Genomic DNA, 20,844 nt, shown 5'->3' on the forward strand with positions numbered 1-20,844 from the left:
AAAAGTCTTTCATCTTTCAGGATATGTGGTAAACGACTATCATATAATATATTGTGAACTGAAAGATTAAATACCTATCTTTCAGTTTCCTTTCATGGCTGAAGGTCGTCAAACGTTCTGCGTCAAACGATATTTCATTCTCAGCCAAATGATTTTTCATTCTCAGCCGATTGGTTTTCCGTTCTTTTCCAAAAGAAATGAAGCATGGCTGAAAGATGACCGGAACAACTTTCAGTTTATAATAATTTGATTATTATATATTTATATTGTGTGCTGAAGGATGAAGCAGGTTTTTTGGAAAATTCCAGTGTAGGGGGATGTCCCTCGATGGCTTGCTGTTACCCAAAATGGAGTTAAGGGTTGTGTTCGTAAAAAACGGAAGCCGCACACCTGCGGTAATGAATTGCGAAGGCGTGCGGCATCCAGATGTTTAAAAGTTTTTTACAACTTGATGGCCTGTGCTTTTCCGTTGTAACGTACGGAACGGCTAAACTGGGTCGGTTCTTTGTCGCCCGAAGGGGATTGGCGGTCTACTACGAGGATACGGAAGTTACGTTTCTTCAACATTCCTTTGTATTCGCCTTTACGGTCATCTATGGTCAGTGTGCGGGTTGCGTCATCCCAATGGAAACGGATTTGGCTGAAAGCTCCTTTTTCATAATTGTAATTGTCGCCTTCGTCTTCATAGAGGGTGAACTCGCCGTCGGCTCCCGGATAGATACGGATTTCCAAGTTGTCCCACTTCTTTTCGGATGTGTATTGCACTGCAGGGCCGAAGGCCATGATGGAACCGGCTTTCACGTACACCGGCATGATGTCGATGGGGCATGGCATATTGACCGTTTGCCCTCCGGCATGCAATTCGTTCGTCCAAAAGTTGTACCATTTGGCACCTTGGGGCAGATAGACTTTTACGTTCTTCACGGCCTTGGCCACATCGGGTACTGAAGTGTATCCCTTTTTGGTCTTGGGGTCTAAATAGGTGTAAAGTGAATCTGTAACGGGCATCACGAGCAGGTTGCGGCCAAACATGTATTCATTGTCGGTCCGGATGGCTTTCTTGTCTTTGGGGAAATCCATAACGAACGGGCGCATGATGCTGCCGTTATTTTGGGTGGCTTCACCGCAAAGGCTATATATATAAGGCAAAAGCCGGTAACGCAGTTCAACGAAATCTTTTTGGACATCGTAGGCCCAATAGCCCGGTTCACCGAACTTGTAGATTTCGCTTTCCATGGGCGAAGAACAGTGGTTACGCATGATAGGCATGAAACAACCCCATTGCATCCAACGGACTTGCAATTCCTGCATGGCCACGTTGTGCCAGTCATTGTTATATTCCCAACCGAAGAAACCTCCTATGTCCGTGTTCCAGTAAGGGATACCGCAAAGCGAGTAATTTAATCCGCCCGCAATTTGGGCACGCATGACATTCCATTGTGAAGACACATCGCCGCTCCAACAGAATGAGCCGTAACGCTGTTGGCCAAAGTATGAGGAACGGGTCATGAGGAACAGGCGTTTGCTGTCCGATACGGCACGTTGGTGTTCGTATACGCCTTGGTTGCTGACAAGCGGGAAGGCATTGTGCACGCTACGGAAAGTGCCGTCTGCCGTAGGAAGGCTGAATTCTTTCTCACCCATGTCAAAGCGGTCCGGTTCCGTGGAGTCTGTCCACCAGGCATCAATGCCCAAGTCGTAAAGGTTCTTCAGGTAACGCCAATACAAATCCCGTGCCTTGGGATTGAAGGGGTCATAGGGGTGTACTCCGGCATTACGTGGCCATGTCTCGAACTTTAATAACGCATTCATGGCATCCAGTTCCTTGTATTGGTCTGTCCAAGGTCCGAAGCTGGCCCATACGGAAATCATCAGGTGGGCGTTGTTCTTGTGCACATATTCCACCATTTCTTTGGGGGTCTTGATGCGTGGCTCCGGATATTTGGCATTGGGATCTTCGCCGTTAGGCAAATATCTCATCCATTCCGGGTCTCCCATTTTGTTGATGTAGCGCGGGTTCATGAACTTCATGGCATTCCAATTGGAATCGCATCCCCAGTATTGCCAGTCTTGCACGATACCGTCCAAGGGAATCTCCAAATCGCGGTATTTGTCCAATACACCACACAGTTCATCGGGGCTTTTGTAACGTTCACGGCATTGCCAGAATCCCATGGTCCAAAGAGGAAGCATGGAGGCTTGTCCTGTCAGCTCACGTACGCCGGCAATGACACCGTCTTGTGTGCCGTCTTTATAAATAATGTAATAGTCGCTCATCAGTCCGGCTTCGCTGTTGAAACTGGTTTCCTGCGGTGTGTCGGAGAAAAGGGTAGGTGACGGGTTGTCCCAATAGAGGCCGTAACCTTTTTCCGACGTGATGTAGGGGATACATACGCGAGTGTTTTCATTACGTAGCATCAGTTCTTGGCCGCGTTGGTTCAACTTGCCTGTTTGTTGTTGTCCCAGTCCAAAAATGGTTTCGTCGGGTTCGAGCATGAAACGTTGCGTCACGCGGTAACTGGCATGAGGGCCGTCTTTGCATGGAATGAAGTTCGTGCCAAATTCTTTTTCCTGTATCAATAAGTTGCCTTGGAGGTCTTTAAATGTGATTTTGCCGGAATTCTTATCCATGATGACTTCTAAGTTTTGAGTTTTCATGGATAAATTGCCGCCCTGTTCCGTATAGGAAATATCTATGTTTTCCGGTGTCTTGATGACCGGATAGCTTTTTTTGTCGGGCATTTGGCGTGCGGGGTACTTGATAACACGCACGATGGCGTCGGAATAGAAACGTATTTCTTCCGTCACATCTTGTGTGCGGATGAAATTTTTTGCGCCTTCCGCCGTTCGTGTCACCTCTTGTGCGTGCAGGCAGGCCATGCAAGCCAAGCCATAAAATGTCAATAAGGTTTTTCTCATGTCTTGAAAACTTTTAAAGTGAATGTTGATGGTGCAAAGTTATTCCAGAACAGATAAAAACCAGTAACAATTATGTTGAAACGTGTGGTAATTATGTTGATTCTTGCTCTTTTTCGGCGTATTCCGAAGGTCGGCAGCCAAATTCTTCCTGGAAACATTTGCTCATGTAGCTGGCCGAGCTGAATCCTACTTGTTCTGCTATGTCTGCCATGTTCATCCCCCCCTTTCGGATGAGGTCTGCGGCTCGCCGCAGACGAATGCTCCGGATGAACAGGCTAGGCGATTTGTCTATTAACGTATTTAATTTTTTATACAATCCGCTGCGTTCCATGCATAGGTCTTTACTAAGCTGCTCTACGGTGTATCCCGGGCTGTTCAGGTGAGCCTCAACCAAAGCTACGGCCTTGTTTAAAAAATCACTGTCATTGGCGCTGATAGGTGGTTCTTCTTTTTCTTGTGGTTTGTTGTCGCGTGTATTGGCTATTGAGGCTTGTTGTTCGTAACTGTCGCACCGTTCGATAAGGTGTTGGATGCGTAGGAGAAGAATGTCTTCTTTGTGCCGGCGCAGGATACGTCGTTTGGTCTGACGTATATATAGGCGTATTCCGATGGCTGCCAATAGCAGGAGTAGGATGGCATAACTTGCGTAAGCCCAACGGGTAAGCCACCATGGGGCATGGATCGTGAATGTGACATCCGTGACAGGGCCATCCCAAAGGTGGGATTGTGTGGAAGCCATGACTTCCAGGCGGTAGTTTCCGGGTGGGAGAAGGGAAAAGGTCAGATGCAGGTTGCCTTTGTGGTCTATGATACTGCTATTGGCTTGCGGGCGTACTATATGCCATGTGGAGTCACCTTCGTGGATGAGACGGTAACGGTAATAGGTGTGTGTAGGCCAGGCATAGTTCAGGGCAGAAAAGTCGAAGCCGATGTGGTTCTGCCTGTAATTGAACTCGAAATGTTTGACGTAGGGCGGGGCTTGTGGAAGAAGAGGATGCGTGTGGGTGGAATCCTGTGAGATGTGTACTGGCTCTCCGTACAAAGACAGACTGATGAGAAGGGGGAGGAAATCCTTGCGGGGGATTTCCACGCTGTCGGGGTGGAACATCGTCCATCCGTTCACTCCCCCCATCAAAATGCTTCCGTCCGGCAAATTTTGTACTTCTTGGTTACGGTACTCCCCTTTGAGCGTTCCGTCTTCCTGCCGGTAATTGGTAAACCATGCCGAATCTGCGTTTTCGTTGACGGTCAGGCGCGAGATGCCATCACTTGTGGACAGCCATATTTGCCCGTGCCCGTCTTCCGTGATGGCATGGATGAAGTTGTTGGGTAATCCGTCTTCCGTATAGAATGTACGGTATTGGTCTTGTCCGGGGAAGAAAAGGCGCAGCCCGTCTGGCGTGCCGGCCCATGTCCGCCCGTGGCGGTCGGTATGCACGTCATTGTACTGTTGCCCTTTGAAAATGGGCGGGCGTCGTGCCCGTTGTCTTGTAGCCGTTTTCAGGGAATCCTCAAATGGCAGTTCTTCCTGCGTGGCCGTGGAGATGAATTTGAAACGTTCGGGGTGGGTGTAGAGTATGCCACGGTTTCCTGTGCCCAACCAAATGCCCTGTTGGCGGTCTTGGTATATGGTGTTGAGGTCGGTCTGTAGTTGCTTGCCGTCGGTCGTACGGAGGCTAGATTGGAAATGGGCTTTGCCGTTGGCCAGGTTGATGGCCCAAATACCGTTCAGGCTGCTGATGTAAGCCATTTGGGGAGATGGGACTATCAACGTGTGCAAGGGGCTTTGGGTATCCAATAATTGCTTCCATGTGCGCGATTTTGGGAAAAAGGCGAACAATCCGGACTTCATGCCGCTCCTGACTTGGTAGAAGTTGCCGTCAGGTCCCTTGACCACGAGCGAGGTGCGGCCGTAGTTTGCATGTTCGCTTTCCGGATAAGCCGTTGCCCGGTAAAGCAGTTTACCTTGGTTTTGTGAGTAGCAAAGCACTTCCCCGGAACTGGAAAAAAGGTAAATTCGCCCGTCCGAGACTTCAACGTCCTGCAACTCGCCGGCATCTTTCGGGAGTAAAAGGTAACGTTTCTTCCGGGTTTCCCAAATTCCTTTGGAAGAGACCAACCATAATCCCTTTTCGGAGTCCACGAACAAGTCGTTTACTTTTTCCCGTATCCCCGTTTCTGAGAAAACCTGTTCCGGTTGCTTGAGGTATCGTTCATGCCGGAGGTCGAGGCACCATGCTTTGCCGTAATCCTTTACCCAAAGTCTTTCATGGTCGCCTACATATACATGGTAATGCCCATGGTAACCGTCGATGGCATACACGTCGGAGTCGTTCCGGTGTATGTAATGGAACCGCATGCCGTCGTATAGGTTGATGTTACCTAATGTCGTGAAGACCATCCGTCCGTCCGGCAGTTGCAGGATATGTTGCACTTGGTTGTCGCTTAGGCCGTCCGACGCATCCAATCGGCTGAAAACGTACGGAAGGGCATTGGCGGGAAGACAGGCGAGGAAGCAAATGAACAGGACGGGATAAAGCAATATATGTTTCATGATGCTCAGATATTGATTTTCACTACGCCGCCGTAGGATGTCAGATGCTTGAAACCGTCTTCCAACGGGATGGCACCGGCATAAACTTGGGCACAAATCAGTACTCCGCCGTGGGCGAAGATGGCTACACGCCGGTAGTCCTTCCTGTTCAGGTCGTCCAAGAAGGCTGCTACTCGGGCATAAAGGTCGCGGAACGATTCTCCGCCTGTGGTCGGTTGGTTCAGGAAGTCGTCGTACCAAAGTTGTAACCGTTCGTCGATGATGTCATCGAAACGTTGCATTTCCCAGTCGCCCATATTCATTTCTTTCAGCCGTTCGTCCCGTTCGGCAGCGGGATAACCGCAGAATGTGGCTAACTTGGCCGCCCGGCTGAGCGGACTGGTGTACACGTGGTCGAAAGTGAGGTTGCCAAGCCGTAGTCGGGTGGCAGTGGCTTCGCGCCGGAATGTGGCACGGAGGGGAACATCCGTAAAACCGTAGCAAGTGCCGCGTGGGACGTCTACTGAGGTATGTCGGGCTAAATAGATTTCCATGACGGGATTATATGAAATGGTAAAGTATGACAATAGATAAATAGAAACTCAACTCACAGAGCAAGAACAAGGCACCGCAACAGTCGCCCGTATAACCTTGCAACCGGCGTTTCATCCAACTGGTGAGCAGAAGTTCTGTAACCGGGGGAGCCAGAAAAGCCCAGAAAGGGAAAACGGTCGGGCCGGACAGGAGCCACGCTACGCATGGGACAAGGGCGAGCAGGCAACGGAATACGTGGCTAGCGATAGCCTGTTTATTCCAGACGGAGTAAACGACCCCCGCTTTGGCTTGTTCTGCCGTCCGGGCGTAGGGGAGTTGCAGGATGATGAAACTGCTGCATGCTTTGGCATACACGTCGGCTGTGAAGATAATGGCCGGAGCCATACAAAGCGGCAGAGCCGAGACCAGACTGATTAGCAGTCCGATGTAGAAGACCAGTCCCAGGACACCATACGTACCGATATGGGAATCCTTCATGATGGCCAATGTACGTTCGCGTGTGGTACCTCCGCCGAATCCGTCACAGAAGTCAGCCAATCCGTCTTCATGCAAGGCACCGGTAAGCCACAAGCGTGTGCCTGTCGCTGCCAAAGCAGCCGTGGTGACCGGTAGAATCCCTGAAACAAGCCAGAAAACGAGAGCGGCCGTACCTCCCGTGAGCCAACCTGCGAACGGCCAGTAGTCTACCACGTGTTTGAAATACTTGGCGTCCACTTGCCGGATGCGCCAGAAAGGCAGGCGCGTGAAGAAAATCAGTGAAGCCCATAGTCGGTCTGTCATAGTGGGATGCGGGATTAAAAGTATTTGGTAATGTGAGCGTTTTCGAAGTTGTTCATTTCGTTGAGCATGCGGACGGCGGATTGCAAGAGCGGATAGGCGCACAAAGCACCTGTGCCCTCACCGAGGCGCAAGCCTATCTGGAGCAGCCCTCGGGCATGCAAGGCTGCGAGCATCCGCCGGTGTCCGGCCTCGTCGCCTTCGTGGCAGAACACGGCATAGTGGCGTATGGCCGGATAAAGCCGTGAGGCCATCAGCATGCAGGCCGTCATGATGAAACCGTCCACCAGAATCACCATGCCCAATTCGGCGGCACGCAGCATCGCACCGATGGCCGCCGTCATTTCGAAGCCGCCGAACCAACGGAGCATTTCCGTGGCGTACTGGGTTGAACAGACATCGGCATCTTGCAGGTCGGGATGATGGGCGCGGAAATGCTGTACGGCATTTTGCAGGACCTCGTATTTGTGGCGGATACCGGCATTGTCCAGTCCGGCTCCTGCCCCCACGCACATTTCCAACGGCGTGCCGGTCAGCAAGTGCATCCAAATGGAAGAAGGAGAGGTGTTGCCAATTCCCATTTCGCCTATGCTGACGACGTTACAGCCCCGTTCGTGGCATTCTGTCACCATGCGGGCACCGGTTTCTATGCATCGGTCCGTTTCCTCTTCCGTCATGGCCGCTTCGTGAAGGAAGTTCCGTGTACCACGTGCTACTTTACAGTCGATGATGCCGGGATAGGAATGCAAATCGTAGTCCACTCCCATGTCTATCAGGAACAGGTCGAAACCGTGTTGGCGGCAGAACATATTTACTCCGCCTCCCCCGTGGCTGAAGTTAATCATTTGTTGCCAGGTGATTTCGCGAGGGGATATGCTGACTCCTTCGCGTTCGATTCCATGGTCGGCACCGAACAGCAGGTGGCAAGGGTGGCGCAATTCCGGTGAGAGCGTGTGTTGTATCAGGCCGATTTGCAGGGCTAATTCTTCCAACCGTCCCATCGACCCTTTCGGCTTGTTCAGGTTGTCTATTTTGTTTTGCAGGGCAGGGCGCAAAGCCTCGTCCGGAGTCGTAATTCGGAATGTTTTCATGTTCATTTGATTTTCACAGGGATACCGCTCACCATCAGGTAGACCTCATCGGCCTGGGACGCTACGAATTGGTTGGTCCAACCCAACAAGTCGGTAAAGCGGCGTTGCACTTCGTTAGTCGATACGCCTCCCATCCCGATTTCGTTGGTTACGAATATGAAAGTCGCCTCCTGCGAAGTGAAGCGCAGGAATTCTTCTTTCACGGCTTGCAGCGTCTCCTCTACTTGCCGGATTCCGGCTTGGGCCTGTCGGCTTTCCACGGTGTCGGAGGGATTCGGAACCCGGGAACCCGGCTGCGGCGTATAGTCGAAAAAAAAATTCGTGGTCCACAGCGTGACGCAATCCACCAACACCGTCCGTCCCCTCAGGTCGTGGCGGCTCAGGTATTTTTCTTCCTCAATGTTGGTCCATTGCGGGCCTCGCCGTTCGCGGTGGATATGTACGCGTTGGCGGAACTCCTCGTCCCAAATGCGTGCCGTGGCCATGTAAACAGGCTGTTCGGACAGTCGCAGTGCCAACTGTTCGGCATACATGCTTTTACCGGAGCGTTCTCCTCCTGTAATCAGAATAATTCTTTTCATGTCCGCAAAGATAGCCATTTATTTTCCTATTCATGTCCGTGGTTATTGGAAATCGTTCCCTTTTTCAAAAAAAGTCCAACCGCAGGTCCGGACGCTTGTAGAGTGGGTCCGGGCTTGCGGTTGGGTATGGAGCCTTCGGGCGTTTTTTATTTGATGTTTTCCCGGATACGTGTCAGGTAGCGGTTCAGCCCTTCTTCGTCGCGCTCGTCGATGATGTGGATGAGGCTTTTCAACTCTTCGCGGATGCGCTCCACATGACTTTTGGTACGCGGGTTGAAAAGGATTTCCCGAAGGAGGCAGTCGTCTTCGCTCAGCACGCCCTGGGCTATTTTCAGATGGCGTTTGAATGTCGTGCCCGGGGCATCCTGATGTTTCATCACCGCAGCGAAGGTGAAAGTCGATACGAAAGGAATACTGAGCGAGTAGGCCATGGTCTCATCATGTTCCTCGAACGAGTATTCGCAGACATGTAATCCGAGCCGACTGTATAAGTCACGGAAAAAGATGCGTCCCATATAGTCGCCTTCGTTGATGACAATGGCGTTCTCGTGGTTCAGGCTGCCTAAGTTGGCAAACGTGGGGCCGAACATGGGGTGTGTGCTGACATAACGCATGCCTGCACCTTCATAAAACTCCTTGAATCCCGTTTTGACGGACGAAATGTCGCTCAGGATACAGTCTTGAGGCAGGTGGGGAATCACTTGCCGGAAGACATCCAGTGTATATTTCAGTGTCACGGCATTGATGACCAGTTCGGGGCGGAATGCGTCTATTTCGTCCATCGAGGTGAAACGTTGCGTATTGTACATGAACCGTAGCCGTTTGGCATCGATGTCGTATACTGCCGTCTCATGGTCGAAACTCAGCAAGTCCACGAAGAATGAGCCCATTTTCCCGGCTCCTAAAATGAGTATTCTCATGATGTTTGTTCTTTTTGTCCGTGCTTACTTGTTAATGATGTCCATTTGTTGGCGTACGCTTTCCTCGTGGATGGCTTCATAGATTTTCCTGACGAAATCTGCGTCCATTCCACAGAGTACGCCTTGCGCCCCCCGTTTGTCAAGGATTTCAGAGTAGCGTCCGGTTTGCACCACGGCCATGTCGTGTTCCTTTTTATAGGTCGCGATTTCGCGGCTCACACGCATCCTGCGGGTCAACAGGTCCATCAGGTCATTGTCCAAGGTATCTATCTGTTTGCGCAGGGCTGACAGGCTTTCTGTCATTTCCACGTTCTCGCGTACCACCAGACGGTCAAGTATGAAGTCGAGCACATCGGGCATGACTTGTTGTTTGGCGTCGCTCCATGCACAATCCGGGTTACAGTGGCTTTCTACTATCAATCCGTTGAAGCCCATATCCATGGCCTGTTGGCAGAGCGGGGCAATCAAGTCGCGGCGTCCGCCGATGTGGCTCGGGTCGCAGATGAGGGGCAAGTTGGGGAAACGGCGGTGCAGTTCGATGGGGATGTGCCACATGGGAGCATTGCGGTAGATTTTCTGGTCGATGCTGGAGAATCCGCGGTGGATGGCCCCCAAACGGGTGATGCCTGCCCCGTTGATGCGCTGTAAGGCTCCTATCCAAAGTTCGATGTCGGGATTCACCGGATTTTTGACTAAAACCGGGATGTCCACACCTTTGAGGGAATCGGCCAGTTCCTGCATGGCGAAAGGATTAGCTGTAGTACGTGCTCCGACCCAAAGTAAGTCCACTCCGGCTTTGAGAGACGCTTCCACATGCTTGGGCATGGCCACTTCGGTGGCTATCAGCATGCCGGTCTCTTCCTTGACGCGTTGCAGCCAGGGTAATGCCGTTTCGCCCATACCTTCGAACCCTCCCGGTTTGGTACGCGGCTTCCATACACCGGCACGGAATATCTTGAATCCTTTTTCGGCCAGTTGCCGGGCGGTGGCCATGACTTGTTCCTCTGTTTCGGCACTGCAGGGGCCGGCGATGACGAGGGGTCGCTTGTTTTCGTCTATTCCCGGAAGGTTCAGGGAAGTTAATCGTAAATCGTCCATATCGTTATGTTTTTAATTCAATGCTTTTTGGTGCTTAAAATACTTTCCGGATACGTTCCAAAGCTTCGGCTATTTTCTCTTTTTTGGCGCAAAGCGAAATCCGGATATACCGGTTGCCGTTACTGCCGAAGATGAATCCCGGCGTGATGAAGACCCGTGCCTCGTGCAGAATCTTCTCCGTAAGTTGTTCCACGTTGTCGCAACTTTCCGGGATGCGCCCCCAAAGGAACATGCCCACTTGCGTCGGGTCGAAGGTGCAGCCCAGTGTGCGCATGATTTCCTCGGCCAGTGCCCGGCGTTCGGCGTACACGTGTATGTTGGCTTCTTCGTGCCATTGGGCATCGTTCCGGTAGGCTGCTGCTGCGGCGAGCTGCATTGGGCGGAAGGTTCCCGAGTCGATATTGCTCTTCACTTTGAGAATCCATTGCACGAATTCCGCGTTCGTGGCCAACATGCCTACGCGCCAGCCCGGCATGTTGTGGCTCTTGCTCATGGAGTTGAACTCGATGCAGCAGCGTTTGGCGCCAGGGACTTGCAGGATGCTGAGCCGTTCGTGGTTCAGGATGAAGCTATACGGGTTGTCGTTCACGATGACAAGGTTGTGGCGCAAGGCGAAGTCTACCAGTTTTTCGTACGTTTCGCGCCGGGCGTTGGCACCCGTCGGCATGTTGGGATAGTTGGTCCATAGGATTTTCACGCCCTTCAGGTCCATTTCTTCCAAGGCTTTGAAGTCGGGTTGCCAACCGTTTTCGGGCTGCAAGTCATAATAGGTGATTTGTTGGCCGAGGATTTTGCTGAGCGACGTGTAGGTGGGGTATCCCGGATTGGGCACCAACACGCGGTCGCCCGGATTGGCCAGGGCCAACGTGACGTGGAGTATGCCTTCCTTGGAGCCGATAAGCGGCTGTATTTCGCAGGCCGGGTCCAAATCCACGTCGTACCACCGTTTGTAGAAATCGGCCATGGCCCGGCGCAGTTCGGGGATGCCCGTTGTGGGTTGGTAGCCGTGTGCGTCTGCATGTCGGGCTTCTTCGCACAGCGTTTCTATGGTTTGGGGCGAAGGGGGCATGTCCGGACTTCCGATAGCCAGGCTGATAACGTCCTTACCTTCGGCGTTCATGCGTGCCACTTCTTTGAGTTTCACTGAGAAATAGTATTCCTGTACGGAACTCAGCCGTCCGGCTGGCTGTATGCGGAATTTATATAGTTTGTCTTCCATCTTGATATTCTCCTAATATTTTGAGTTCTTTGGTCAGCGGGGTAATGGCATCTATGCTTTGTGAATAGCGGGTATAATCGTCGAAGCCCAAGTCTACGTAAAACATATATTGCCACTCTTTTCCCACGAGGGGGAGGGATTGTATTTTGGTCAGGTTCAATTTATAGAAAGAAAGGATGGACAACACCTGCGAGAGCGAGCCTTCTTCGTGGGGAAGGGTGAATACCAGGCTGGCTTTGTTGGTCTGGCGTATATCACGCAGCAGGTTGGCGCGTTGCGGTTGGCTGAAGACCAGAAAACGGGTGAAATTGTGTTTGTTGGTCTCGATGCCTTCTTCCAATACTTTCATGCCGTACAGCGGGGCTGCGAATTTGGAACAGATGGCGGCTTGTCCGCGCAGTTGTTCCCGGCTGATGATTTCCGCCGAGCCGGCCGTATCTTCTCCTTCCACGACTTTCAGACGAGGATGCCGGGCCAGGAATTCGCGGCATTGCATCAGGGCTACCGGATGGGAATGTACCTCGGTGATGTCCTCTATGTTGTCGTCCGGGAGGCAAAGCAGGCTGTGGGAAATGCGCAGCTTATGCTCGCCTACGATGGTAAGTCCACTGTCGCAAAGCAACTCGTAATTGTGCAACAGGCTGCCCGCTATGGTATTCTCGATGGCAGCCATACCGAGTACCGTACTGTCGTCCTTTACCGTGGCAAATACTTCTTCAAAGGTGGAGCAGCAGATAAGTTCTATGTCCTCTTTGTCGAAGAAGTAGTGGGCGGCCATGTCGTGGTACGACCCTTTGATACCTTGGATTGCAATTCGTTTCATTGTTTTTGTTTTGTCGTTTTTACAAAAAAGTCCCGCTTCGGTGGGAAGCGGGACCTCATGTCTTATTGGATTAGTATAATTCTCTGTTTGGTACACATACGAACTCCCGCTTCACTTTATGGCTAAAGTAAAAGTAAAAGAAGAAATAAAAATATGTGTTGAATAATTCTTTCATCTTCGTATTTTTGAATCTGTTGCAAAATTAGGGATTTTTTCATTTCCGGCAAATGTTTTCGCCGCTTTTTTCCTCTTAAACGGGAAAAATGTGAAAGAATACCTGATTTTGATTACATTTAGAAACCGTAAGGGTTACGGTTTTTGTATTGTCCGTTCATCTCTTGTTCTATGTTGCTGAACTGTCCTTCGACGGCCTTGGCTGCTTCCGGAGAGGTTTCCAACGCTTTTTTCAGGTCATCGGTCGCCCCGGCCTTGTCGTTGAGCATCAGTTTGATGCGTCCGCGTTCTTTGTATCCTTCGCTGAAGTCCGGCATGAGTTCCACGGCTTCGTCCAGTGTGGACAGTGCCCGGTCGAGCTGACGGTTGGCGGCGTATGCCGTGCTGAGTCCCACGTACGCTTCTCCCATTAGAGGGTTTTGCGTCTTCACCTTATTATAATAGGTAATGGCTGTGGGAGCATCCCCTTGCTGCAGTCGCAGTGCGGCTTTCAACATTACGGCTTCTTCGGGTGCAGGTCGTGCTTCCTCGCTTTCAAGTAAGTGGTCGATGTCGGCTTCGGCTTCTGTCAGGCTGCCCATGGCGCGGAGGATTTCTGCGCGTAACAGGTAAGCTTCCGTCAAATGGCCGTCCTGTACGATGGCTTGTGTCAACAGGGCCACGGCGTTCAGTTCGTCGTGCAAGGCATGTTTGGCTTGGGCCGAGCGGTAGAGCGCTCCGGCATGGCAACTGTCGATTTGCAAGGCGGCCTGGCAATCTTCGTCCATGCGCGTATAATCCTGCATCATTTCATCGGCACGGGCCATGGCCAACCGTACGCCGATATGGTCCGGCAGTTCTTCGGCCAGTTTTGCCAATATGCTCCGGCCTTCTTCAGCCTGTTTGTCGGAGAGCAAGGCTTCGGCCAGATAACTTGCGGTTTCGGAATCGTTCCGGAGGGCAAGTGCTTCGCGGAAACAACGTATGGCATATTTGACCTCCCCCATTTTACAGGCGCGTACACCGTCATATTTCAGTACGTTAAAATCCCGCTCGCGGCGTTTCTCGGTTTTTTCTTCCGGGGACTCTTCCCGGGCGCCGAACAATGTTTTTAGAAATCCCATTTTATTCTCGTTTTTTTCTGCGCGCAAATATACTAAAATTGCTTAAAATAACGTACATTTGTACGATAAATCATGTTTAAGCGTTTAGACTTTACTAAGTTTGCTTTTGGAAAAATAAATGGAATATGTGTGGAATAGTCGGATATATAGGTAAGAGAGAGGCTTACCCCATTTTGATAAAAGGACTTAAGCGTCTGGAGTACCGTGGTTATGACAGTGCCGGCGTGGCTTTGATCAGTAATTCGGGAGATTTGAATGTGTATAAGGCGAAAGGCAAGGTCAGCGATTTGGAACGCTCGGTGGAAGCAAAAGACGTGAGCGGGCATATCGGTATCGCCCATACGCGTTGGGCCACGCATGGCGAACCATGTGCAGAAAACGCCCATCCCCATTATTCGGCATCGGGCAACCTGGCGCTGATCCATAACGGCATCATCGAGAACTATGCCACGTTGAAGGAACGTTTGCAGCAACGCGGCGTGAAGTTCCGCAGCCAGACGGATTCCGAAGTGTTGGTGCAGCTCATTGAATATATCCAGGTGAGCAATGATTTGGATTTGTTGGGTGCCGTGCAAGTGGCCTTGCATGAGGTCATCGGTGCCTATGCCATCGCGATATTGGACAAAAGGCATCCCGAACAAATCATCGCCGCACGCAAGAGCAGTCCGTTGGTGGTGGGCATCGGGCGCGACAATGAGTTTTATCTGGCCTCGGATGCCACCCCTATTGTGGAATACACTGACAAGGTGGTGTACTTGGAAGACGGGGACATCGCCGTCATCCGTCCCGGAGACGAGCTGAAGGTGGTGGATATGGACAACACGCGCATGCACCCTACGGTGAAAACGGTGGACATCAATCTTGGCCAACTGGAAAAGGGAGGCTATCCGTATTTCATGCTCAAGGAGATTTTCGAGCAGCCGGATTGCCTGCTTGATTGCATGCGCGGGCGCATCAACATAGATGCCGACAACGTGACGCTTTCGGCGGTCATCGACCACAAGGACAAGTTGTTGAGCGCGAGCCGTTTTATTATCGTGGCATGCGGAACGTCATGGCATGCGGGGCTTATTGGCCAACAACTTATCGAGAACTATTGCCGTATTCCCGTATACGTGGAATATGCTTCAGAGTTCCGCTACCGTAATCCCGTCATTTTGCCTACCGACGTAGTGATTGCCATATCGCAGTCCGGCGAGACGGCCGACACGTTGGCCGCCATCGAACTGGCACGCAAGCAAGGGGCGTTCGTGTTCGGTATCTGTAATTCCGTGGGTGCTTCCATACCTCGGGCCACGCATACCGGGGCTTACATCCATGTGGGGCCGGAAATAGGCGTGGCTTCTACAAAGGCGTTCACGGGGCAGGTGACGGTATTAGCCATGTTGACGTTGGCTTTGGCCAAGGCGCGCGGGACGATTTCGCAGGATGAGTATGTCAAGATGGTGCGGGAGTTGGTGGCCATACCCGAGAAAATGAAAGAGGCACTAAAGGCTAATGAACAGATAGCCCAGATGGCCAAGATTTTCACCTATGCGCACAACTGCCTCTATCTGGGGCGCGGCTACTGTTATCCTGTGGCGCTCGAGGGTGCCTTGAAGTTGAAGGAAATTTCTTATATCCATGCCGAAGGCTACCCGGCTGCTGAGATGAAGCATGGTCCCATTGCGCTCATCGATTCGGAAATGCCGGTGTTTGTCATCGCCACACGCAACGGGATGTACGAAAAGCTCATCAGCAATATCCAGGAGGTAAAAGCCCGTCAGGGACGTGTCATTGCGCTCGTGACGAAAGGCGACACGAAGATACGGGATTTGGCGGACGAGGTGATAGAACTTCCCGAGACAATGGAATGTTTCGAGCCGTTGGTGGTTTCCGTCCCTTTGCAGTTGTTGGCCTACCATATAGCCGTATGCAAGGGCAAGGATGTGGATCAACCACGTAATTTGGCCAAGTCGGTCACGGTGGAGTAATCGTATTTCGGCTTATTTCGTTTTCTGGTATTTTCGTAGGAAACTTATATACAAAAATCAATCTGCGCCAAACGAAAAATCAATCAAAGGAGATTGAAAAAACGTTTGGCGCAGATTGATTTTTCATTCTCCGCAGATTGATTTTGAGGATTCAAATGCTTGAAAATCAAATGAGATTCTGTTTTTATGAATCTTTACGTTTTTTCTGTCTTGGGATGGCTTTTACGGTTTGTCCTTCGTGCAGGAAGCCATGTTTTCCGGTATAAAGCCCTTTGTGCCCGTTGGTGAACTGTGTTGGGCGCGTACACACCGTTAATTTTTGTTCTTCCGCTTGCAAAAACGATGGACTTTTACGAACTTTAATGTGAAATCGGATGGCATTTCCCCGTGGTAGAAGGCAAGGAAATGCGGGACCGGTTCTTTAAAAATAATCACAACCTAAAAAACTTAATTTACAGTTTTTCGACATGAAAAGAAAAGACTTATTGTCAATGTGTCTATGCTTGTTGGCTTTTGCGAGTGGCGGGCAGGCTAAAAGTGTGTCTACACGTATTAATTTGGGGGATACTCCATGGAAATTTACGAAAGTGGTGCGTCAGGAAATCAATTTGGCGAAAGACGCGCAGGTGTGTTTGGACGGAAAGTCCGTTCCCGTGGTTCACGACGGTGATATCCATTCGGACTGGAAACTTGGAGATGCTCCGGAAGGAGGAATATGGAGCGTGGATTTGGGCAAGTCCGTTTCCTTATCTTCTGTGAAACTGTGGTTCGACACGGACCGGACGAGGTTTGCAGAGGTCAAGTTGGAAGTATCCGCCGACGGTAGTACTTGGCAAACCCTTTCGGAAGGAAAGAAACTCTGTGTGCTCCATAAAGAGGGCGACTTTACGACCGTGGGGCATACCGGAACGGTGGGGTATACCGAGACGGTGACGGCTACTTATTTGAATTTGAAAGTTAAGGGGACGGCACGTTATGTGCGTTTTTCCGGATTGAAATGCAAGGCAGAACAGGGACAGGATGTGCCTGTAACGTTGAGTGAAGTGGAAGTGAACCCTAAAGCAGGGCAGGATTATGAACAGGCCGGGGCCATGGCTTCGCTTTCGTTCGACGATACCGGATGGCAGACGGTAGGGATTCCTCATTGTTATAATGAGCAGGACACTTATTTGAATACCAGTACGGGAGAGCGTTGTTGGCGTGGAGAAGCGTGGTATCGTAAGAAAATAACCATAGACGAAAAAGACCGTGGGCAGATGTTCTTCTTGGAGTTTCAAGGAGTGAACATAGGGACAACGGTGTATGTGAACGGAACTCCGATAAGAAGCAATACAAAGGTGAAGCAGCCGGAAGCTGTGACCCATGTGGGGAGTGCATTGCCTTTCGTAGTGGACATTACGCCTTATTTGCGTTATGGAAAAGAGAACCAGATTGCGGTAAGGGTGTCCAATGCCGAGGGCACGTTTTTCACTTGGCCCGGTTTCGGGACCAACGAAGGCTTCGGTCAGGCCATGGGAGGTATCGTCTGCCCCGTCTACCTGCACAAGAAGAACAAGGTACACATTCCTTTTGATTCTTATTCTCCTATGGGCAAGTGGGGAACTTACTTCGGGACGGTGTCGGCTACCAAAGACAAAGCCGAAGTACGTTTTCAGGTGAACGTGGAGAATGCGGGTACGGAAGCGTGCGACGTGGAGCTGCGCACATATCTGAAGGATGCGAAAGGCAAGACCGCTTTGGCTTTCAAGGACACACGTCGTGCCGCAGGCGGTCAGACCGTATTGTTTGACCGGACGGGAGTGGTGGAGCGTCCCCGTTTGTGGTATCCGATAGGGACTTCCGGTACACCTTATTTATATAAGGTGGAGAATGAAGTTTACGTGGACGGACGACTGGTGGACAGGCAAAGCCGTCTGTGGGGCATCCGGCAAATCACGTGGGACGAGGATTTTTGCTATGTCAACGGTGAGAAATGTTTTTTGCGCGGCTTCGGTTACCGGAATAATTACCCGGGATTGGGGGCCGCTGTCCCTGCGGCTTTCTGGTGGAATGACATGGCCCGGATAGCGCGGTGCGGCGGCAACACGCTGCGCGTGGGGCACCAACCGCCTTTTCCCGAAGTGTTCGAGGCTTGCGACCGCTACGGCATCTTGTTGGTTGTCAACAGCGGCGACAATGAATGGGCGTTGAAGGACGAACCGGCTATTACTTACAAAAGGGAGTACGACCGCGATGTGATGGTGGCCTACCGGAACAATCCGTGCGTGGTCATTTGGGAGTCGAATAATGGTTTGGCGTACGATGGGGAGAAATACCTGCCGTCTTATACGCTGGAACAAGTGAAGAAATGGGATTACATCCAACCGCGTCTCGTGCAGAACCGCGACGGTTACCCACCGGAGTGGGACAAGAACGAACCGGTCGTGATAGGTTATACAAACCGTTATGAGAAAGTGGAAGGAAGTCCTTCGTGGAATACGGAAGTCTACGGGACGAACTGGTCGGGCTTGCCCAGTTGGTGCATCGCCCGTTTCGACTACGATAATGAAAAAGAGTTCTCGATGGACTATGTGAATAATTATTTTGATAATATGGACAAACGCGCATGCGGATGGATTAATTGGATGTTGGCCGAGACGTACGGGGAGGGGTACACCATTTACCTCAACGGCATGCGCAACCAAAAGAGCCTTGGTTCGTGCGCCATGGACGGCAACCGCTTCCCGAAATTGCTGTACCGGATTTTCGAGAAAGCCGTTTGGGTGCCTTTCGACGAGCGTCCCGGTGTGGCCTTGCAGAGCCATTGGAACTTCCGGGGATTGCAGGACGTGGATGCGTGGAGCAACTGTCCTTATGTGGAACTCTTCGTCAACGGGGTATCCCGTGGGATTGTGGAACCGGAGGCGCGGACGCGCCGCTGCACGTGGAAAGGCATCCTATGGGAGCTGGGTACGGTCAAGGCCGTGGGGTTGGACGAACGGAAACGTCCCGTTTGCGAGGATGAGATCGCCTCTGCCGGCGAGCCGTACGCTTTGGAAGTGGAAATCGAAGAACCGACACCAAAACCGGACGGGGAAAGATTTGAATTGAAAGCCAATGCTTCGGATGCTTTCATCGCTACGGTGCGCGTGGTGGACAAGGATGGGCATTGGTGTCCTTTTGCCGACAACCAGTTGAAGTTTGAAGTGGAAGGCGAAGGGGTGTACAAAGGTTCTTACAATTTCTATGTCACGGAAGGAAAACCTTTGGAATACCATGCCCCGGGCGATACGGAGTTGCAGGCCGAAGGTGGTTTGATGCGCGTGGCGGTGCGGACGACGTTTAATCCTGGAAAAATTACGGTTAAAGTATCTTCGGGCGGGTTACGTTCAGGAGAAGCATCCGTCTGGTCGAAGAAGATTTAAGTATGGCACATTGGGCAAATATGGCCTTCCGTTCCTGTTTGCAAGGAGCGGAAGGCTTTTTTATGTCTAAAATAGCAGGACAATGGAATATATTCTATATATTTGGGCAAAGAATGCAAAGTGTGAAATTTTTAAATGGAAAATATATGGCGAAAAGCGTAAAAGAGTATATCGAAGAAAATGAAGCCCGTTTTTTGGAAGAGTGGTTCAGTCTGATTCGCATTCCGAGCGTGAGTGCCGACCCGGCGCATAAGAATGATATGGTGGCTTGTGCCGAACGTTGGAGAGATTTGCTTTTAGAGGCTGGAGCAGATGAAGCGCGGTTGATGCCTTCTTCAGGAAATCCTTTGGTGTATGCGGAAAAGCGTGTGGGGGAGGATGCGCCAACGGTTTTGGTATATGGCCATTACGATGTGATGCCTGCCGAACCGTTGGACTTATGGAAAAGTGACCCTTTTGAACCGGAAGTGCGTGACGGACATGTATTTGCCCGTGGGGCGGATGATGATAAAGGGCAGTCTATGATTCAACTAAAGGCTTTTGAGTATATGGTGCGGGAAGGGGCTCTGTGCCATAACGTCAAATTCATATTGGAGGGGGAAGAAGAAATCGGGTCTCCCAGTCTGAATGCTTTCCTGCAAGAGTACCGTGAGCTGTTGGCTTGTGATGTGATTTTAGTGAGCGACACCAGTATGCTCGCGCTCGACCTGCCTTCGCTTACGACGGGACTGAGAGGTTTGGCTTACTGGGAAATCGAGGTGACAGGGCCGAACCGTGATTTGCATTCCGGGCATTTCGGTGGAGCGGTAGCTAATCCGATTAATGTATTGTGTGGTTTGTTGGCTCGTATGACTGACGAAGATGGGCGTATTACAATACCGGGTTTTTATGATGAAGTGGAAGAACTGTCGGAGGAAGAACGTCGGATGCTGTCTGAAATCCCGTTTGACGAGGAACGTTATAAACAAGCTATCGGTGTACATGCTTTGAAAGGAGAGAACGGATACAGCACGATCGAGCGGAATAGTTGCCGTCCGTCGTTCGATGTGTGTGGTATTTGGGGCGGTTATACGGGAGAGGGTTCTAAGACCGTATTGCCGTCTAAAGCCTATGCCAAGGTGTCTTGCCGTTTGGTTCCCCATCAACAGCATGAGAAGATTTCCCGGATGTTTGTCGATTATATCGAATCCATAGCTCCGGACTACGTGCAGGTGAAAGTGACTCCTATGCACGGTGGCGAAGGCTATGTCTGTCCGATAACCTTGCCTGCTTACAAAGCTGCGGAAGAAGGTTTCACCAAGGCGTTCGGGCGAAAGCCGTTGGCTGTGCGCCGTGGTGGCAGTATCCCTATCATAAGTGATTTTGAAAAGATTTTGGGAACCAAGACTGTTTTGATGGGATTCGGTTTGGAGAGTAATGCGATTCATTCGCCTAATGAGAATTTCCCATTGGATATGTTTCGGAAAGGTATCGAGGCTGTGGTGGAATTCCATGAATCCGTGACGCTTTGAACACGTGAGACGTAAGCCTGGACGATTTCATATATGGGTATGCGGGGGAATGACGCGATTCAAACATCGGAATACGTTAAATATAATAAGGTGTAAATTAATCCGGTTGATATTTTTTTCGGTTTTTATTGGCAAACGTTTGGTGTTTACGTTAAAAGGTTGT

Annotated in this window: 15 protein-coding genes; 3 read left to right on the plus strand and 12 right to left on the minus strand. The window is 51.0% G+C overall.

The window, feature by feature from the left end; translation table 11 throughout:
• Positions 1-441: 441 nt before the first annotated feature.
• From HMPREF9442_RS01100 to HMPREF9442_RS01150, 11 genes are all read right to left on the minus strand, one after another.
• Entirely contained in the window at positions 442-2,919 is a 2,478-nt protein-coding gene (locus HMPREF9442_RS01100) for a glycoside hydrolase family 31 protein (protein ID WP_021980908.1), read from the minus strand.
• 91 nt (positions 2,920-3,010) lie between these two features.
• On the minus strand, positions 3,011-5,473 hold the full coding sequence (locus HMPREF9442_RS01105) for a helix-turn-helix domain-containing protein (RefSeq protein ID WP_008624356.1): 2,463 nt from the start codon (positions 5,471-5,473) through the stop codon (positions 3,011-3,013).
• Positions 5,474-5,478: 5 nt separating this feature from the next.
• Positions 5,479-6,006 carry an alpha-ribazole phosphatase gene (gene cobC, locus HMPREF9442_RS01110; protein WP_008624358.1) on the minus strand — a complete coding sequence of 176 codons (528 nt, stop codon included), beginning with the start codon at positions 6,004-6,006 and terminating at the stop codon, positions 5,479-5,481.
• Positions 6,007-6,013: 7 nt separating this feature from the next.
• Complete coding sequence (cobS, locus tag HMPREF9442_RS01115) at positions 6,014-6,787, minus strand: adenosylcobinamide-GDP ribazoletransferase (RefSeq protein ID WP_008624360.1); 774 nt, start codon at positions 6,785-6,787, stop codon at positions 6,014-6,016.
• Positions 6,788-6,801: 14 nt separating this feature from the next.
• Positions 6,802-7,875 carry a nicotinate-nucleotide--dimethylbenzimidazole phosphoribosyltransferase gene (gene cobT / locus HMPREF9442_RS01120; protein ID WP_040602450.1) on the minus strand — a complete coding sequence of 358 codons (1,074 nt, stop codon included), beginning with the start codon at positions 7,873-7,875 and terminating at the stop codon, positions 6,802-6,804.
• A 2-nt stretch (positions 7,876-7,877) separates the two neighbouring features.
• Positions 7,878-8,456 (minus strand): bifunctional adenosylcobinamide kinase/adenosylcobinamide-phosphate guanylyltransferase, encoded by a 579-nt coding sequence (gene cobU / locus HMPREF9442_RS01125; protein ID WP_172604724.1) that lies wholly within the window; start codon positions 8,454-8,456, stop codon positions 7,878-7,880.
• A 146-nt stretch (positions 8,457-8,602) separates the two neighbouring features.
• Positions 8,603-9,376 (minus strand): prephenate dehydrogenase, encoded by a 774-nt coding sequence (locus HMPREF9442_RS01130; protein ID WP_008624366.1) that lies wholly within the window; start codon positions 9,374-9,376, stop codon positions 8,603-8,605.
• Between the two features lie 24 nt (positions 9,377-9,400).
• Positions 9,401-10,474, minus strand: a complete 1,074-nt coding sequence (locus HMPREF9442_RS01135; RefSeq protein WP_008624367.1) for a bifunctional 3-deoxy-7-phosphoheptulonate synthase/chorismate mutase type II — start codon at positions 10,472-10,474, stop codon at positions 9,401-9,403.
• Positions 10,475-10,508: 34 nt separating this feature from the next.
• Positions 10,509-11,693, minus strand: a complete 1,185-nt coding sequence (locus HMPREF9442_RS01140) for a pyridoxal phosphate-dependent aminotransferase (protein WP_008624369.1) — start codon at positions 11,691-11,693, stop codon at positions 10,509-10,511.
• Positions 11,674-12,516 carry a prephenate dehydratase gene (locus HMPREF9442_RS01145; RefSeq protein ID WP_021980905.1) on the minus strand — a complete coding sequence of 281 codons (843 nt, stop codon included), beginning with the start codon at positions 12,514-12,516 and terminating at the stop codon, positions 11,674-11,676. The genes HMPREF9442_RS01140 and HMPREF9442_RS01145 overlap by 20 nt, the downstream gene beginning before the upstream one ends.
• A 293-nt stretch (positions 12,517-12,809) precedes the next feature.
• On the minus strand, positions 12,810-13,793 hold the full coding sequence (locus tag HMPREF9442_RS01150) for a tetratricopeptide repeat protein (RefSeq protein ID WP_008624373.1): 984 nt from the start codon (positions 13,791-13,793) through the stop codon (positions 12,810-12,812).
• Between the two features lie 125 nt (positions 13,794-13,918).
• Here HMPREF9442_RS01150 and glmS point away from each other — a divergent pair, with 125 nt between their 5' ends.
• A complete protein-coding gene (gene glmS / locus HMPREF9442_RS01155) occupies positions 13,919-15,766 on the plus strand; it encodes a glutamine--fructose-6-phosphate transaminase (isomerizing) (RefSeq protein ID WP_008624375.1) in 1,848 nt (615 codons plus the stop codon).
• Between the two features lie 184 nt (positions 15,767-15,950).
• On the opposite strand, the gene HMPREF9442_RS16355 is transcribed toward glmS, so the two are convergent.
• Complete coding sequence (locus HMPREF9442_RS16355) at positions 15,951-16,103, minus strand: hypothetical protein (protein WP_172634373.1); 153 nt, start codon at positions 16,101-16,103, stop codon at positions 15,951-15,953.
• Positions 16,104-16,233: 130 nt separating this feature from the next.
• Between HMPREF9442_RS16355 and HMPREF9442_RS01160 the strand changes: the two genes are divergently transcribed.
• Positions 16,234-19,170, plus strand: a complete 2,937-nt coding sequence (locus HMPREF9442_RS01160; protein WP_008624381.1) for a DUF4982 domain-containing protein — start codon at positions 16,234-16,236, stop codon at positions 19,168-19,170.
• Between the two features lie 146 nt (positions 19,171-19,316).
• Positions 19,317-20,681, plus strand: coding sequence for a dipeptidase (locus tag HMPREF9442_RS01165; protein ID WP_040602452.1), 1,365 nt, complete (start codon positions 19,317-19,319; stop codon positions 20,679-20,681).
• Positions 20,682-20,844: the final 163 nt, after the last annotated feature.

It is taken from the genome of Paraprevotella xylaniphila YIT 11841 (assembly GCF_000205165.1).
GTDB lineage: Bacteria > Bacteroidota > Bacteroidia > Bacteroidales > Bacteroidaceae > Paraprevotella > Paraprevotella xylaniphila.